This window comes from Nitrosopumilus sp. b2 (assembly GCF_014078535.1).
Lineage (GTDB): Archaea > Thermoproteota > Nitrososphaeria > Nitrososphaerales > Nitrosopumilaceae > Nitrosopumilus > Nitrosopumilus piranensis.
On record NZ_MU078702.1, the window covers coordinates 570,732 to 587,471 of the forward strand.

The 16,740-nt window shown below is 33.3% G+C and carries 19 protein-coding genes; 7 read left to right on the forward strand and 12 right to left on the reverse strand.

Going from position 1 to position 16,740, the window contains the following annotated elements; translation table 11 throughout:
* Positions 1–108: 108 nt before the first annotated feature.
* From C6989_RS03405 to C6989_RS03415, 3 genes are all read right to left on the reverse strand, one after another.
* Complete coding sequence (locus C6989_RS03405) at positions 109–633, reverse strand: hypothetical protein (protein WP_182126355.1); 525 nt, start codon at positions 631–633, stop codon at positions 109–111.
* A 168-nt stretch (positions 634–801) separates the two neighbouring features.
* Positions 802–1,200, reverse strand: a complete 399-nt coding sequence (locus C6989_RS03410; RefSeq protein WP_182126356.1) for a hypothetical protein — start codon at positions 1,198–1,200, stop codon at positions 802–804.
* 112 nt (positions 1,201–1,312) lie between these two features.
* Positions 1,313–2,218, reverse strand: a complete 906-nt coding sequence (locus C6989_RS03415; protein WP_220462857.1) for a DsbA family protein — start codon at positions 2,216–2,218, stop codon at positions 1,313–1,315.
* A gap of 136 nt (positions 2,219–2,354) precedes the next feature.
* On the opposite strand from C6989_RS03415, the gene C6989_RS03420 reads away from it, so the two are divergent.
* Positions 2,355–3,482: a hypothetical protein gene (locus C6989_RS03420; protein WP_182126358.1), complete on the forward strand. Its 1,128-nt coding sequence runs from the start codon at positions 2,355–2,357 to the stop codon at positions 3,480–3,482.
* 172 nt (positions 3,483–3,654) lie between these two features.
* Here the strand turns inward: C6989_RS03420 and C6989_RS03425 are convergent, their stop codons facing one another.
* Positions 3,655–3,984 (reverse strand): YnfA family protein, encoded by a 330-nt coding sequence (locus tag C6989_RS03425; RefSeq protein WP_182126359.1) that lies wholly within the window; start codon positions 3,982–3,984, stop codon positions 3,655–3,657.
* Positions 3,972–4,337, reverse strand: coding sequence for a YnfA family protein (locus C6989_RS03430; protein ID WP_182126360.1), 366 nt, complete (start codon positions 4,335–4,337; stop codon positions 3,972–3,974). Before C6989_RS03430 ends, C6989_RS03425 begins: the two co-directional genes overlap by 13 nt.
* A gap of 66 nt (positions 4,338–4,403) precedes the next feature.
* Between C6989_RS03430 and C6989_RS03435 the strand changes: the two genes are divergently transcribed.
* Positions 4,404–5,816 carry a hypothetical protein gene (locus C6989_RS03435; protein ID WP_182126361.1) on the forward strand — a complete coding sequence of 471 codons (1,413 nt, stop codon included), beginning with the start codon at positions 4,404–4,406 and terminating at the stop codon, positions 5,814–5,816.
* Positions 5,817–5,894: 78 nt separating this feature from the next.
* Here the strand turns inward: C6989_RS03435 and C6989_RS03440 are convergent, their stop codons facing one another.
* The 3 genes from C6989_RS03440 to C6989_RS03450 form a co-directional block, all read right to left on the reverse strand.
* On the reverse strand, positions 5,895–6,746 hold the full coding sequence (locus tag C6989_RS03440; RefSeq protein WP_182126362.1) for a hypothetical protein: 852 nt from the start codon (positions 6,744–6,746) through the stop codon (positions 5,895–5,897).
* Positions 6,747–7,256: 510 nt separating this feature from the next.
* Positions 7,257–7,628: a hypothetical protein gene (locus tag C6989_RS03445; RefSeq protein WP_148702743.1), complete on the reverse strand. Its 372-nt coding sequence runs from the start codon at positions 7,626–7,628 to the stop codon at positions 7,257–7,259.
* A gap of 12 nt (positions 7,629–7,640) precedes the next feature.
* On the reverse strand, positions 7,641–8,156 hold the full coding sequence (locus C6989_RS03450; protein ID WP_148702744.1) for a winged helix-turn-helix transcriptional regulator: 516 nt from the start codon (positions 8,154–8,156) through the stop codon (positions 7,641–7,643).
* A 274-nt stretch (positions 8,157–8,430) separates the two neighbouring features.
* On the opposite strand from C6989_RS03450, the gene C6989_RS03455 reads away from it, so the two are divergent.
* On the forward strand, positions 8,431–9,915 hold the full coding sequence (locus tag C6989_RS03455) for a thrombospondin type 3 repeat-containing protein (RefSeq protein WP_255464625.1): 1,485 nt from the start codon (positions 8,431–8,433) through the stop codon (positions 9,913–9,915).
* A 319-nt stretch (positions 9,916–10,234) separates the two neighbouring features.
* Here the strand turns inward: C6989_RS03455 and C6989_RS03460 are convergent, their stop codons facing one another.
* Entirely contained in the window at positions 10,235–10,408 is a 174-nt protein-coding gene (locus tag C6989_RS03460; protein WP_160272840.1) for a hypothetical protein, read from the reverse strand.
* A gap of 160 nt (positions 10,409–10,568) precedes the next feature.
* Between C6989_RS03460 and C6989_RS03465 the strand changes: the two genes are divergently transcribed.
* Positions 10,569–13,235, forward strand: coding sequence for a BPTI/Kunitz domain-containing protein (locus tag C6989_RS03465; RefSeq protein WP_182126363.1), 2,667 nt, complete (start codon positions 10,569–10,571; stop codon positions 13,233–13,235).
* Positions 13,236–13,338: 103 nt separating this feature from the next.
* Here C6989_RS03465 and C6989_RS10180 read toward each other — a convergent pair whose 3' ends face one another.
* Positions 13,339–13,650: a hypothetical protein gene (locus C6989_RS10180; protein ID WP_237087706.1), complete on the reverse strand. Its 312-nt coding sequence runs from the start codon at positions 13,648–13,650 to the stop codon at positions 13,339–13,341.
* 99 nt (positions 13,651–13,749) lie between these two features.
* Positions 13,750–14,499: a hypothetical protein gene (locus C6989_RS03475; RefSeq protein ID WP_342751984.1), complete on the reverse strand. Its 750-nt coding sequence runs from the start codon at positions 14,497–14,499 to the stop codon at positions 13,750–13,752.
* 76 nt (positions 14,500–14,575) lie between these two features.
* On the opposite strand from C6989_RS03475, the gene C6989_RS03480 reads away from it, so the two are divergent.
* Positions 14,576–14,890 (forward strand): hypothetical protein, encoded by a 315-nt coding sequence (locus C6989_RS03480; protein ID WP_148702746.1) that lies wholly within the window; start codon positions 14,576–14,578, stop codon positions 14,888–14,890.
* 18 nt (positions 14,891–14,908) lie between these two features.
* Here the strand turns inward: C6989_RS03480 and C6989_RS03485 are convergent, their stop codons facing one another.
* Positions 14,909–15,295 (reverse strand): DUF302 domain-containing protein, encoded by a 387-nt coding sequence (locus C6989_RS03485; RefSeq protein WP_148702747.1) that lies wholly within the window; start codon positions 15,293–15,295, stop codon positions 14,909–14,911.
* 112 nt (positions 15,296–15,407) lie between these two features.
* On the opposite strand from C6989_RS03485, the gene C6989_RS03490 reads away from it, so the two are divergent.
* Positions 15,408–16,154, forward strand: coding sequence for a rhodanese-like domain-containing protein (locus tag C6989_RS03490; protein ID WP_148702748.1), 747 nt, complete (start codon positions 15,408–15,410; stop codon positions 16,152–16,154).
* A gap of 64 nt (positions 16,155–16,218) precedes the next feature.
* Positions 16,219–16,569, forward strand: a complete 351-nt coding sequence (locus tag C6989_RS03495) for a winged helix-turn-helix domain-containing protein (protein ID WP_148702749.1) — start codon at positions 16,219–16,221, stop codon at positions 16,567–16,569.
* Positions 16,570–16,740: the final 171 nt, after the last annotated feature.

Here is a 16,740-nt window from a genome sequence, read left to right on the forward strand (position 1 = left end):
AATACAAAAATTTTCTAGGTGTGGAATCATTTGGGTTCGAGTTTGTAAAGACAGAATGTTTTTGAAAAAATATAGTTCCAAGTTCGTAATCTTGTATAGGATTATGAATTAACTGCTAATTTTTGTGCATAGTCTTACAATTTTTTTATGAAAACCAAATACAAAAAATGCTCCAAAGGGATAAGTAAAGACTAGAAAGTTTAAGATAAAATGAAGATAAACTCCATCAACATAAACTCCTAAAACTCCTACACATGGGGAACATCCAGTAATAAAATGTTGAATCATTCTTACAGTATGTTCAACAAGATGATATCCTTGAAGGAAAAAAGCAATACCAAATAACAGTACTGCAACCTTTTGTCCATCCATTCTATCTTGCAATCTGAAAAAAGAACAATCTTTGAAGACGATTCCCAAAAGGACAAAATATGCCAAATTATACACCCAATGAATCTCTTCCAGGTTTAGCGCTCCAACAATTCCTGAGGAATCTTTGATGCTCCATCCCAAAATCGCATGTTGATGAAGCTGAACTAGGTGTTCAAGCATGTGAAATGTCTGTAATGCAAGAGCAGATACAAATACGATTACAATCTTCTGCGATATGGAATATTTTACATTTGATAGCAATTAATGAAAATTGAAATTTTTTGTATTAATATTGTTCCATTTGGATTCAGTTTTGCATCTTTTCTATTCCTAAGAAAGGTTCAAGACTCTAAGTCCCTTTTGAGTCCTTGATTGTTACTATTAACAGTCAATCTCTAGGAATTGAGCTTGTGCTATTTCTTAAATCCTCTAATCTCTAAATTTATCAAATTTTACTTTGCATTCTTTGTTCAGATCCTTTACTATCATAAAATAAGTAAAGACAAGTATTGCAATTGAAACTATTCTGAGAGGAACCTCAAAATTTGTAAGAACTGATGTTGCTACTCCTCCAACTGCACCAAAAATCGAGATTAAAGCAACTCCAATTCCTCCACAACAAGCACCAGCGCCAGCGCCAATAATAGAACCTAGAAGTCCTGAACGCAATTTTTTTGTACTAGCTTGCAAAAATCTAATCCTAAAAATTGACATGCTGAGAACGATTCCTGTTAAAATACAAATTACAACAATTGACAAGAAATTGAGAATCTCATATTCTGCAACATAAAACAAAAGATATGGTTCAAAGAATAAATATTCAGTCACATAAATCAGCGGTAAAAACAAACCTACAAAAAATATTGCAAACAACGCAAGATATCTGAAATTTGAAAATACTACCTTTATAGCTAATTCATGTTTTTCTAAAAAAGAAAACTCAACTCATCTCCTTTACCACTGCATCAAAAATCATTGATGGTTGGGCACCAATAATTTTTTCAGTTTGACCATCTGGTCCCACAACAAAAAATGTTGGTGTTCCAACAACTCCGTGGGACAATGCAACTTTTTTATTATAATCAACTCTTAATGCTTGTTGATCCCAGAAAAGACAGTTATCGAACTCATCAAAATTCAAATCTAATCCTTTAGCATATCCTGTAAGTGCATCTATGCTTGCCCATCCATTCTGGACTCCTGCATATCTTTTGTGAAGAATGTCAATATATTCAAAATAATTCCCTTGTTCTAAAGCACAATAACTTGCTTCAGCAGCAGAAACTGAATCTTCTCCTAACATAGGATAATCAAGTACAAAGAATTTTGCAACTCCTGAATCAATTAGTTTTTTATTGATTATTTCTTTTTCATGAGACAACCAATTCACACATCTCTCACACTGATGGTCACTGAACATTATGATTGTAAATAATGCATCTGCTTTTCCTTCAAATGGGCCTGCATTGCTCAAATCAAATCCTCCAATGACTAGTTTTTCATTTGCTGTTTTCTGGTTTACTGAGATAATTCCATTTGAAACTAGATATTGAATTCCATTAAGAAAATCTGCATCTTCGATGGTTCCATCTGCCCACCATCCTGCATTATTTTTAACCCATGTGGGAATTTTATCTGATTTTTTGTTTTCTGAAGAGTCTGTTTTGACTTTGATAATTTTTTCATTTACCAAAAACTCAATCCCTTTTACAAAATCTGTGTCTGTGATAGAATCTTCGGCCCACCATTGAGCAGAATTCTTAACCCATAATGGAATTTCTTGTGCAAATGCACCTTGAACTGAGAAAATTATCATTAAGCCAATAATAATTGTAAAATATTTCATAATTGGTTTATGCATCTTAGTGTTAAAAAATAAAACCATACTTTTCATAATTGAAAATTATTTCATAGTTGTACCATTAAATCAATTATGAAAATGATATTATTCCCTTTTATATGAAAAAGTATTTTTATTTTTAATGAAATTAACAGCCCTAGCGGTACTATTTGCTACAACAATTTTAATGACTGGTGTAATCTCAGCATCAGTTTCAGTACAATATGCCGATGCAATGAAAGGACAAGGTGTATCAACTTCATCTTATGGTATAAAGACCAAAGGAATGATCTGCGGTGATCGATTGTGTTCAGAAATTCCTGGTGGCCGAGCAGCTTGGGAAGAAGAACAAGGCATTGTTCACCCGGTGATTCCTGATTATGGATTAGAAAACAAAAATCTTGAAAAACAAGATCTTGCCAAGTTCCAATATCAAGAATCTGATTCCATGAAACATGGTTCCCATGGTGAACAATGCAATTGCAGTGAAGATGGAACATGCACTTGTGGCACAGGTTGTACATGCACTATGGAAGACTGCTCATGCGGTGAAACAGGTGCATGCACATGTGGTGTTGGTTGTAATTGTTCAGGACATGGTTCTGATGGAACATGTGAACATTGTGGTATGACTGGTGATCATTCTGGAATGGAAGGTCATATGATGACAGCATATTCAGGAACAATGCAATCAGAAACTGATCCAGGACTCGGTCATGAACAACATCAGCTTGCAGTGCTATTGCCCCCAAATTCAAACACATATGCTGGATTGCTGACCTACTCTGCATCTGAAAACGTTCAACTTGTTGCACTTCATGGACCATTAACTGATGATGAAGTAATGGGACAGACTATCTGGACTCCAGATGGAAAGACAAAGTTTGCACTAACACTTGTTGACCAACAAAACAAGATGGGAACGTGGATGTTTACAGGCAATGCATTGGCAGCTCACACATTCAGCACTGAACCATTTAGTATCACCTTCTCTATCGTAACAATGGAAGGCAGTGATACAACAGTACATGAGAAGAGATCTCATGGCACAACATGTGATTGTGCTGGCGATTGTAATTGTGGTGTAGATGGTACATGCACATGTTCTGGTGAAGAAGGACCATGTATGTGTGGACCAGATTGTACATGTAGTACAGATGAACCCTGCCAATGTGCAGAAGGATGTTCATGTGATCAAGGTGGAGCATGTATCTGTTCTGGTGAAGCCGGACCATGTATGTGTGGACCAAATTGTACCTGTGGAGAATAACCTCCTTTCTTTTTTCTTTATTCTAATTCAGGATAATACTCGGTAAACAGTATTTGGCATAAGCTGTCTGCGTCCATTTTTGACCCCAAAACAGTAGCTGAGTCCCCGTGGGCCCATGTAAATTCCTTATGTTATTATTTTTAGTTTAAGTCTCTATAGATTCTACATTCAACTAACGTGGCCAATAGAACATGATTGCAACTCCAATCAAAACAATTATGGAACCTATGATCTCAAACCTATCTGGCTTTTTCTTATCTGCCCAATACCCCCAAATTATTGAAGACACCACAAAAATTCCCCCATACGTTGCATAGACTTTACCAAAATCTGCAGGCTGTAGAGTCATTACAATTCCATAAGAAAACAAAACCAATCCTCCAATCAAACCCAAAACTTTTCCTTTATGATCACGAAGCCATTTCCATACTAGATATCCTCCGCCAATCTCTAGTAGTGCGGCAAAAAAGAATATGCCAACAGTTGATACTACTTCGACCAAATTTTTTCTCCTTTTCTTGGATAATAGAAAATTATCAGTACTCCAATTACTGCAATTACTGTTCCAATAATGTCATAGTTATCAGGGGTTACTCCATCAATTAACCATCCCCAAAATATTGACATTACAATAAAGATACCTCCATAAGCTGCGTAGACTCTATGAAAATGGGTTTTCTGAAATGTTGGAACTATTCCATACAAAAATAACACAAACCCTCCAACTGCACCTAATACAAAACCAAAGTCTTCACGTAACCAAAGCCATACTAGATATCCTCCACCAATCTCACAAAGTCCAGCTAGAAAGAATAACATAACTGAAGTGAAAAAATTCTTTGGTTGTTCATTCATTGATACCCAAATGGAAAGTATCTTTGTGTAAAAAGGGTTTTAATTATGAAAAGTTTGTCAGAACATATGAATCGGATTTTTCTTTTTCTTTTTTTAGTATTGTGTACTGATTTAATCTCTTCTACGGCACTAGGAGACATAGACTCTCCAAGAAAACAAATGGCAAATGGAGTGTCTGCAGAAGATGTAAAATGTAAAAATGAACTACAGTTAATGATCAGAAGCAATGGAGATGCAATATGTGCAAAATTATCCTCTGTAGAAAAATGGATTAACTCACAAAGGGCAGAAATTGTAGATTCTATTCTTAGAGATTCAGAAAATGACACTGGTGATTCATTAGATGAAATCCAAATAGGCACAGACATTTCTCCTGAAAAAATCTTAGTGCAATCTGCACGTGATACATATGTTTTAGGTGCTACAATGGCTTTTACAGGTGAATCTAAGCCAAACACAAGTCTTGAAGTAGAACTAGAAGATTCTGATGGGAATAAAGTTTACACAGACATTTTAGAGATTGATGATTCTGGTCTAGTACATTTTGAAATAAAAACCGATAATTCTTTTACTCAAGGAACATACTTTTTGATTTTAAAACAAGGAAATGACTCTGAAATAGTACCTGTGCAAATTGGAGAATCAACAGGAGAAATTGCAGCTGTTATTGAAAAATTCCACTTTGATTATGACTCTAAAGCCTCAATTGAAATTTTTGGACCCATTTCCGAAAATATCTCATTGACAGTTTTTGACTCACGTGATGATGTACGTTCTGAGGATACCGTACTGCTCGACAAAACAGGACATGCTGAATATTTACTAGATCTTTCAGGTTACAAAAAAGGAAATTACTATTTGGTACTGAATCATGCTTCTGAAGAAACAATTGAGGAATTTACCGTAGGATTGAGTATAGGAACTGCTCCTATTGAAATTCAAGTGGATGACAATTATTACAAAATTGGAGAGACAGTTATTCTTATTGGAGAGTCTTCAGATAATACCCAGATTTTAATAGAATTGGTTGATCCTACTGGAGAAGTCATTGATAAAATTGAATATTATACTGATAATGATGGGAAATTCATATATCCATTAGAGCTTTCTCTTGGAAAACAGAGTGGATTCTGGACAGTTAAGGTTAGCAATGGTGAAAGAATTTCTGAAATAACCTTTGAGGTAAAAGGAGAAGAAAAAATCCTAACAGTACAACTAGATAAAGAAGAGCCATATCTGCAAGGAGAGTTTGTAACCATTTCAGGAACAGGTATAGATTTAGAATCTCAAGCTATAATTCAGATAATGTCTGCTGAGAAATCCTTTGAATTATTTCCTGAGGTAACAAAGGATGGTGCTTTTTCTGAAGTATGGCAGATTCCAGAAAACTTGGCACCTGGAATCTATACTGTATTAGTTAATGATGGTATAGATGATGTCACAACCACATTTCAAGTCATATACAAAACTGAATCATAAAATTTGAATTCAGATAATACTTGAAAATATTCAAAATGAAATAGACTTTACACTATAATTAATTAAAAAATAGTGAGGTTAATCCTCTCTAGGAAGTTTTCCATTCTCATCAAACAGATTTTGGACATCTGATGTAGAGTTACCGTATTTTACACTTAGATTCTTGTTTACGTCCATGACCTCTTTCTGTGTTACAGCAGCTTCCTGCTGAAAGATTTTCATGGCCTCAAATGAGGATTTTCCGTCTCTAAGTGCCTCTTCTTTGGCCTCATGTGCCTGCTGAGAAATCTTTTCTGTAAACAAGAATTGTTGCCAGAATATTCCTCTAAATGAACTGTCTACTTCCTGTATGAATCTGTAGAAAACATTTCTAGGGCTATTGACTTCATTTCGCTTTTCATCTTCTTTCAAGTCATTTTGCAGATTTTCTTGAGCAAGTCTTCTTTTCTCATCAATTTTGTGATTATCTTTGATGATTGTTTCTCTCTTTACTTCGTCATTCTTTTGTTTTTCAAGCTCTTGTATCATTTTTGAAAACGGATCCAACTCTATTTTTTTATCAGTTGTTTTTGGAGTTTTTATCACTGGTTCCTGAATTTTCTTTGCTTTGCTTTCTATTACTTGGTATGTCATTTCTGCGTTTGTGAATTTATTGTCTTTTTTTGCATAAACTGTTATGTCGTGTTCCCCAATCTCCAGAGGTGCAGGAGATGTTGCTGAAAACTGTCCTGTGGAATTGGTTAAAGTTTTTACAATCCCTGAGGGAAAGTACACATGAATTACAACCTCAGAAACAGGTTTTTCATACAGTGTTATTGTTTCTCCTTCAATTACTGAATATTCTCCTTCTTCATACTCTGATGAACTACTGACAGTAAGCATGTAATCTTCTACTGCCCATGCTGGATTTACCAGAAAAAATCCCATCATACATGATAATATTACTATCGAAGTTATTTTGTACATGAAATTGATTTAAGAAAAATAAAGTTAATTCACATTATTCAAAAAAATGATCGTTTGATTTGAAATTTCTAGAGTCGGATCGAAGGTTGTACTAAAAAATAAAAAATAGGTAATTTTTTTGTAAAGTTAATTTGAAATAAAATCAATTAGGCATAATTAAGTTCAATCTTGTATCATAAAATTCTAAATACATATTTTTGTTGATACATTATTGAGAATCAAAACTGATACTTTTGAATTAATTTTCATAATTAATTCATAACCTGAATTTTGTTTGAGAAAAATGGCTTTTATGTGTAATAACAAATGTGGGAATTTTAAACTCGATGGGGATTCAAACAAACTAAGCTATGAAAATGGCTTCAAATGGTGTTCTTGTTGCTGTATTTTTTTAAGAGTCAAAGGATTTCGATGCCCTTGTTGCAATATTGCACTTAGACTGAGTCCAAAAATTAAGACAAAGCAACATGGTTTCTAAGCTTGGTTTTTCTTTTTTCTCATAATTCCAAAAAAGAAACTAATCAGAATAAACATCATGATGATTGACAAAAACAAGTCAAAAGAGTCATCATCAAATGTGAATAATTCTTGTAACGCTTCTGTTCCCAAATAAATTGTAAATAATGAAAAAGCTAGTGCAATATACTTTAATTGAGAAACTCCTGTTTTCCTATATGCCGAAACTGCCATGATTGTTAGAAATATGGATAATCCTGCAATAGCTATAGTCACAGAACCTGCAATGATGTCATCTTGTGTAACAATATCTTCTGGATCATCAAATGGATTAAGGTAGTCAAGCTGTAGAAAAATATCTGATATTACTAGTAGATATGATTCTAACATTCCAGATCTATGTTATTTCTGTTCAAATGCTGAAAAGACATCTACCATGTTGTTAATTATAGAGTTCCATGTAGTTGATTTGCATTTTCTAAGATTCTCTAATACATTTTCTCTGTTGACAAGACGGTATAACGTGTATTTGCCAGAATATTCTGACTCTACAATATTTAATTCCAATAATCTTTTCATGTGCCAACTAACAGTTGAAGATGATAATTCGATTCTTTTTGCTATATCTTGATGTGTGGATGGTTCATGTTGGAGCAAATACAAGATAATACTTCGTGGAGATTCTAAATTAAACACAGAAAGCACTTTATCATCAGATTCACTAATGTGGTAATAATTTTTGTAAAACTTTGTTTTGACTGATTTTATTTTTCCTTCTTTCTCAAGAATGTTGAGATGGTATTGAATTGTACCCATTGAGAATCCCAAATTATTCTTAATCTTTCTTAGGTGGGAACTAGGATTGTTAATTATAAACTCTAAGATTTTTTCTTGTGGTGATTCTAGCATTTCTGGCATGTTGTCACTTGCTAAATCAAGAATTTAACCTATTCTACAAATAATTACAGTTTTTTAATAAATTTTGTTTTCTCAGATCTAGACTTGTATCATAGAATGTTTTAGGCAGTAACTAGAAACATAATTGGCAGGTGATTTTTTCTTTACTGTTCGGCTGCTAGGTTCATCTAATTCCTGCCTATTTTTTAGATTGTTATGAAAAACTACCCTAATTTTTTTCAAGTTCAATCTTGTATCATAAACCAAGTATATTCAAATCTCAAAAAAAAAATAATTGATTATTAGTAAATTCTTCATCACTCCTATTGTCATAGCAATTGGCTTGTCAGTTACATTCCTCTTGCTAAATTTTGATGATGTGTCTAATGCAAAACCAGCTGGATTTGATGGAGACAGAGATGGAGTAGTTGATTCTCTTGATAACTGTCCAAGAAATACTAATTCTGATCAGACAGATTTTGATTCAGACAAACTAGGAGATGAATGTGATATTGATGATGATAATGACGGAATTTTTGATTCTCTTGACCAGTTTGACACTGATCCTACAGACTGGGCAGACTTTGATTTTGATGGAATAGGTTCATTCAAAGACACAGACGATGATAATGACGGAATTTTAGATGTAGATGACTCTGATCCTCTACCTATTTCAGAAAAACTGGCAACAAAATATCTCCAAGACCTACGTGTATGTGCAGATATGGATGATGGAACATTGCGTCTTGTATGTTACTCTGAATTTTTTGGCAAGATTGCAGAGAATCAAGAAAACAATTCTGATGCATTGGAATTGTCAATAGCATTATCTAAAATTGGATTAATTGATGATTGTCATTTTGTTTCTCATGAAGTAGGACACGTAGCTTTTAATGAAAATCCAGATGTTATTGAAAATCTAATTGGAATGGATGGAACAATGTGTAGGGGAGGATATTTTCATGGGGTAATAGCGGCATATTTTCATGATGTTCAAGAAGATGGAGCACAATTTCCTTCTGATTATGATTCTATGTGCAATGATTTGATAGGTTCTTCAAACTATCAAGATTGTGTACATGGATTAGGACATGGCATGGTACATTATTTTGATGATGACCTGGATTCTTCTTTGAAATTGTGTCATGATATGTCATTTTATCAAAATAGATTGTGTGTGAGAGGAGTAATGATGCAATATACGGATAATGTTCTAACAAGACAAGGAATTACTTCCGATGTAATCAACAATCTCTGTAGTAAATCCAAATTGAATACTATTGATTATGCTGAATGTAGTATGTCTATTGGAGGAACTCTGGCATTTTTCACTAATCATGATTTTAAACAAGGCACAAAGTTATGTGAATTAATTGAGAATAAACAAGATCAAAATTACTGTATTGATGGGTTAAAAGGAGAAATTCAAGATTCAGAAAAATATGAAACAGACTCTTTGACATTAGATAAAAGAGAAAAATTCCAACCCCAATTTGTCAAAGGAACATCTAAAGTAATTGATATACAAAGTCCTGCAATAATATCGAATTTTCAATTTGTCCCTGAGATAGGATTGATTTCATTTGAAATTGACAGACCGCAATATGTTGTAATGTATGTTCCAAATGAATTTGTCACTTCAAAAATGGTAGTGACAGTTGATGGTCAGATTCCTGATGAATTAGATGCAAAAGGAAATGTTTTGGGAGAAGACATTTCCATGATAAGATTTGTTCCTGATAATTCAGGACTAGTCATGATAACTCCTTTACCCGAGTAGTGAAGTAAAAAAGTCAACAATTGTTTCAATAATATTTTTCATAATTCTGTTTGCAAAATTTGTATTTAATCTAACCTCAAGTTCAATCTTGTATCATAATTTTAGATATATGGAAATGATTAGTATTTGGTAAACTGCATAACATGTTAAGCCTAATTGCGTCTTATTTTGTCCCCAAAACAGTAGGTGAATCCCCGTGGATACTAAATTGAATCTTTTTTATCTATGAACAAATAGATGGGCCTCTACGGAGTCAGTACTTTCAAAAATGATTTTCAAACATAAATTTTCATTTAACAATAAGCAGTTTAACTAGTATTCAAACTTCTTTTGGAACGTAGTTTTTACATGAACATTTAGTACACAATATTTTTGATTGCAATTTTCCACTTGGCATTGATGTACCTGGTAAAAAATCCCCTGTACCAATGCGACCTAATGCCAGCTTATGATCCTCTTTTGAGTGTGGACAATTTTTACAGTCATCATTCATTTTGATCTTTCTCATTTAACAAAATCATTTCAAAAATATTGGGACTTGTTTTGCATTTAAAGTAATATTGTGCTAACATTTGTTAGGTCGATTAAAAATGGCATAGAACAATTTATGAATCTCCTCACAAAAACGTTTGATTATGAGGCTGGTTTGGGTAGTGATTCCATTGCTATTGTTTGGACTTTTTGGAATACAAGAATCATTTTCACAAGAATGTAGTATGGGGAATATTGTAATTCTCAAATTATCAAATAACAAGCCTAATTGTGTGAGTCCCACAACTTCAGAAAAATTAGTAGAGAGAGGATGGGGCATGATGCCGATTGAACCTTTTACTAATCACACAGATTCTTGTAATGTAGAACCTGATCCTGGATTGTGTAAAGCTGCATTTGAAAAATATTATTTTAATTCTGAAACTTTATCATGTGATAATTTCATTTGGGGTGGATGTGGGGGAACAGTTCCATTTAATTTGTTATCTGAGTGTCAAATGCAATGTGAATCAATACACGATTTATCATCAATTAGTGTAATTGATGATTCTAATCAAAACATAATCAATGATTTTGATAGTGATTATGCTTTTCATTGGATACAAGATGATACAATTTCAGGCTATGAGTATAGTTCTCATATCAACAAACCATTGAGAATTAAATTTTTAGATGATGTTGTTATCATTCCTGATATTTCCACTGCACAAAAATTACAACATGATTATGGAGTTTTACTCAGTGATGAAAATCTAAAATGGAAAGATGATCACTCTTATGCAATACTTGAGACCATGAAGAAAATACCTCAAGAAAGCAGAAATTATTATCAAAATCAAAACTTGAATCTCTCCAAATGGATTTTAACTGATCAACATATTGATGATGATATTAGAATTACAAATAATGATTCTGTTCAAATTATAACAATATCTTTGGATGCATTTGAAAATGCAAACCCAAAAATTGTTCAAATAGAAGATAAACGTGGAAAATATTTTTCCCAAAGACTTCATCATGCTCTTGTTAATTTTGTAACTGAAGGTGGAAACAACAAAGATGCAATAGAGAAAATCCTCAATGAAAGATATGGTGTTTCTACAGTAATTCCTGATTATGAGAAATTAACTCAAAACACAACTGTTGAATCTGAAAACAGCTTTCAACAATTTCATTCATGGGAAATAATAGAAATAATCAACATGTTTGAAGAGATGCCTGATGGCTTTCATTCAATAGATGAATTACAATATTTAGTCAGGCGAGCAGATGGCGTACCTCATCCATTATATCCTGAAGCACCAGCTGTAGCGTGGTCATTTTTAAATCCAGGTTATATTGAATTTATGGAATCTGCATTTCGTGTAGATGATTCTTATCTACATCGATTAATTATTCATGAAAAATCCCATTTTATGTGGGAACATCTATTTTCTGATCAACTAAAAAATAATTGGATATTACTTGGAAATTGGTATGAAGACAATAGTGATTCAGGGTGGTCTACTAGTAAAACAACTGAATTTGTAAGCTCATACGCACATGCAATAAATCCTGATGAGGATATGGCCGAAAGCATTGCATATTTTGTTACAAATCCTGATAAACTAAAGTCTAGTTCATTGGAAAAATATGAATTTATTCGAGATAAAATTATGCAAGGAAGTATCTACATATCACAAATTCGTGAAGATCTAACATTTGATGTGTATAATTTATCACCTGATTACATCTATCCTGGGAAGATAACTAATGTGGATATTCAAGTGGATGGTAAAGAAAATGAAAACAAAAATGTAACAATTACTATTGGTCTTAAAGCAACTAATTCATTTGAAGGTGCAAAACATGCATATCTTCGTTTGTTCAGTGAGATTGGTACATTTGAGGATGTTTATCTGTATCCTGTTGATGGAACTCTGGGTTCTGTTCTAAGTGGACAGTTAGTAATTGATGTGAATGCAAAAAATGGATTCTGGTATACTGATCAGATAGTCCTTACTGATCAAAATGGCAATCAAAGATTTGAAGGACAAAATGATTTTGGTTGGAAGTTGTTTGTAAATAATTCCGATGAGGATGTAATTCCTCCAAATTATGTATTTAGCACTTTGAAATTAGATAAAACAAAAGACAATTCTAAATATTCTAAGCCCATTGAAATTCTAAGTGTTTCTTGGCAAGTAGATGAAAACCGTCAAATGAAAAATTGTTTTGTTCGTATTGCACATGAAGACCTTGAGAGTTACAGTATGGATTCATGGGGGACATTTGATAATCTAAAACAAACTTGTAATGTAGAGTTTGAATTAACAGAATATAACCAATCAGGTCTGTATAGTGTAATGTATTTTCTAATGGAAGACATGGCTGGAAATCAACAAAGTGTAGATTTTACAGAATTCTCTGAAGAAAATCACTCTATTATGATAACTACTGACAATCCTGATGTCATTGTCCCATATCTTGATGTAAATGATATTACCATAACTGCAATTCCAACAAATCCTCAGACACCAAATGGTGAGACTCATGTCAATATTGTGTATTTTGCAAGTGATGATAAATCTGGATTGGGGTTGGTAAGCTACACTTTACGTGATCCGCAAGGTATTGATCATTTTAATTATCATTATCATGAAAATTTCTATACCTTATTTTTTGATGGAATTCCTAATAATCTAAAAAAATATGAAATTGATTTGATCTTGCCAGAAGGTTCTCCTCCAGGAAAATGGGGGTTAACTCAAATGAATCTTGTAGATAAAGCAAATAATCAAAAATCTTACCAGTTTACAGAAATAATTCATTTTGATGTTGCGAATTAATTTTTGATTGATCTTTGCCTATCTGCGTCCATTTTTAACCCCAAAATGGTATATGGATGAATCCACGTGGATTCAATCTAAAAATAAGAAAAAGAAGAAAAAATTAACTTGTTGGGTTCATCAATGCTGCTCTTTCTTTGGCTTTTTGGTCAACTGCTGCAGTAACCCATTCTCCTGGAGATGCATCACATGCTCCTATGTTGACTGCATAGCCATCATAGGTCTCTCCAATACATCCTGATTCTGTAACTGCTACTATTTTGACACTTTCCAAATTCTCCTCTGGTGCTACATACCACATTAGATATGCAAACAAAACCACTGAAGCTATTGCAATGACTCCTCCAATAACTAGTAGTGATTTCTTATCTGATGAACTTTTTACTTGATTTGGTTGTCTCTTTATTGCAGACATGAATATACTAGTGCAAATTTGATTAAAAATCAAGAATACATTTTTCAGTAGTGGATTTCAAGTATGGAAATCATACCAAAATACTAGACAACTCTAGCCTCAATTAACCAAAGCAACATGATTGTATCTTCTAGTCATAGCAACAATTGCCAAAACCACTCCTGCTACAGCCATAGATAAGCTAAAAATCACCAAATCATAATTTCCATCAATGCTGGAACCTTCATCTGAATTCACTTTGATAGAAGATACTTCTCTTTGTAAGGACGAAATTGCATTTTTTAGGGCAGATACTTCAGAATCTGATGTCTGGGAGTTTCTTTGTGGAAAGTCTAGAATTGCAGTTGATTCTACATCCTCAATTGGAATTTGAACATCTACATTAATTCCATTGATATTTCCTTTAAGATCAATTACAATAGACCCTGTTTTAGTTGGGATTACAGGTGAAAAATAGTATCCTGGTCTTGGGTCAGAATTAATGTTAATTTTTTTAATAGCTCCACCATACATTGCAGTTGCTTCTAAATTTTTGAATGCACTAGTAATTCCTGTGTAGGTGTTTTCTTTTTCACCATGTTCAATAATTTTAAAGACAAAATCATTTCTGATTCCTACAACAGGAGGTTCTATACTCCACCCTACATCAATTTGCATATTATCTATATCAACAGAAGTATGTGCTGATGCAGGTATCGTTCCAATACTGAAAAGTAGGACGAACAATACAGTTGTGGTAATACTAAAACCACTTAGTTTCTTGGAACACTTATCGGGGTAGGATTTTTGAACCTGCACATCAACACACATGTAATATACGGCATTAGCTGATTTAACAACCAAGGCCATTTCCATATGTGGTTGTCACATACGGAAATTGTTTCTTGATATTATAACTAATTTTTTCCTAATTAGTATGAGGAAAATGTTAGAACAAAAACAAAAGAAACCGCCACGACTTGCAATTATTGCATTGATGGCAGCAGGACTAGCAGTAGTTCTTGTTTTCACACTCACTCCATGGAACTTTATTCCAACACAGGTCACTGAAGATGTAACTGTGCTTGCAATTATTGAGCATGGTTGTGTTGGAGAATCTCAGTATGGTGTAAGTGTTGTTGTGCCTCAATGCAGTGCACAAGTTGGCGATATAGTATCTGCTACATTTTATGTTCCTGCAATGGAATTAAATGGATACTATGACAGACTACAAGATAGAGTTGATGTGGTAATTCCATAACTCTATTTTTTTTAAAAATTATTTTGCTTTTTCAATTACTTTTATGAGGTTGTCTTCTATTTCTTCACCTGAAAATTTGAGATTATTTTCTGATACCATAGAAAGTAAAGATGTAGGTCTTGCCAAACTGATGTAATTTTCATTATCTTTTTGATATACTGCAATTGTACATGGCAATAATAATCCCAAGTCTGGGTTTGCCTCTAGAACTTGTTTTGCCAAGTTGGGATTACATACCTCCATGAGTCTGTAATTATCTGCAAATTTCAGTCCTTTATCTGCTAAAATCTTTTTAAAATCTAGAGTCTCAAGCACTCCAAATCCTATTTCTTTTAGATCTTCTGTCAGAGTAGTTATTACCTCATCAATGCTCTTTTGTGTTTTTACCGTATGTGTAAAACTCATTGGATATAGTTTTCATTTTAATCATATATTGCAAAAATACGATTTCCACACTTGAAAACTATTGATGAAAAATGTGTTTTAATATAATAATGATTCATGTTTTTCTCTGTTTATGCAAACAAAAAATATTGGAATTATTGCATCTGTAATTGTTGGAATTGCAATAACTGGTGCAATAGTTTTGGGGACAAATACTGTAGAGGACACTGTTGATAAATTTGCAGTAAATGCAGATACAGTTGATGTGTTACTGCAAAACAGCGAACGTGTTTTTGTTATAGATATTAGAACTGCAGAACAGTATCAGTCAGGTCATATTGATGGCGCATCTCATGATGTTTTAGATTCTACAACTCTAGAAAAAAGAGTAAAAACAATCCAAAATAGATTGCCTGAAGTTGCATCAACATACAATTTTGTTTTAGTTGATGATGATGGAACTCAAGCAAAACAAGCAGCTCAAGCCATGACTGAGATGGGAATTCAGACGTTCTATCTTGATGGAGGTATTAGTTTGGATGGGGATCTTATGACTCGTTCTCAAACAGTGATTGATTCAAAAGAATTGATGCAAAAACTTGATGCAAATGAGGACATATTCTTACTTGATGTAAGAGAGCCTAATGAGTTATTAGAATCAAAAATTGATGGTGCAGTAAATATCCCACTTGCCCAAATATTTCAACCAGGTGGAATGGATGAAATTCCTACTGATAAACCAGTGGTAATCATCTGTGGTTCTGGAAACAGAGCAACAATTGCTACCTATGCCCTTGCACAAGAAGGTGTTGACTTTCAGGTATTGGAAGGTGGAATGAAGGCATGGAATCCAATGATTCAAGCACAATCAGGAATGTAAATTCCTCAATTCTTTCTTTTTATTAAATCAAGATTATATGCTATGACAAATTGAATTTCTGTAATTGGCAGATTTTAAAATTCTAGCAAGGGACTCTAATCTTAGAAAAGCAATTCTAAAAGCATTATCTGATGATTATTCTAGAACAATCATGAACTATACCATAGAAAAACCAAAATCTGTTGTAGAGATTGTCAAGGAATGTGATATTCCAATGACTACTGCATACAGACGTGTAAAAGAACTTGAGGAAAGCAAAATTCTCAAAGTTACAGGTTCTATTGTTACTGATGATGGAAAGAAATACTTTCTTTATCAAAATAGACTAAAGGCAATCTATGTTATATTTGGTTTAGAATCATTAGATGTACAAATCGTAGACAATGATGGTATGGGAACTAGTGCTTATTGGTAATTTCTGTTTGTTCTTTTGAGTTTTGAGCGACTGCTTCTTGATTTTGTTCGTAATCTGATGCGACAACAAGGGCACCTATTTCCTTTACAATCTATAAACACCTCACAAAGAGTACATCGTTTCTGCCCTTCTTGATATTTCAATTTCATTGCAATTCCAGTACTTTTCAGT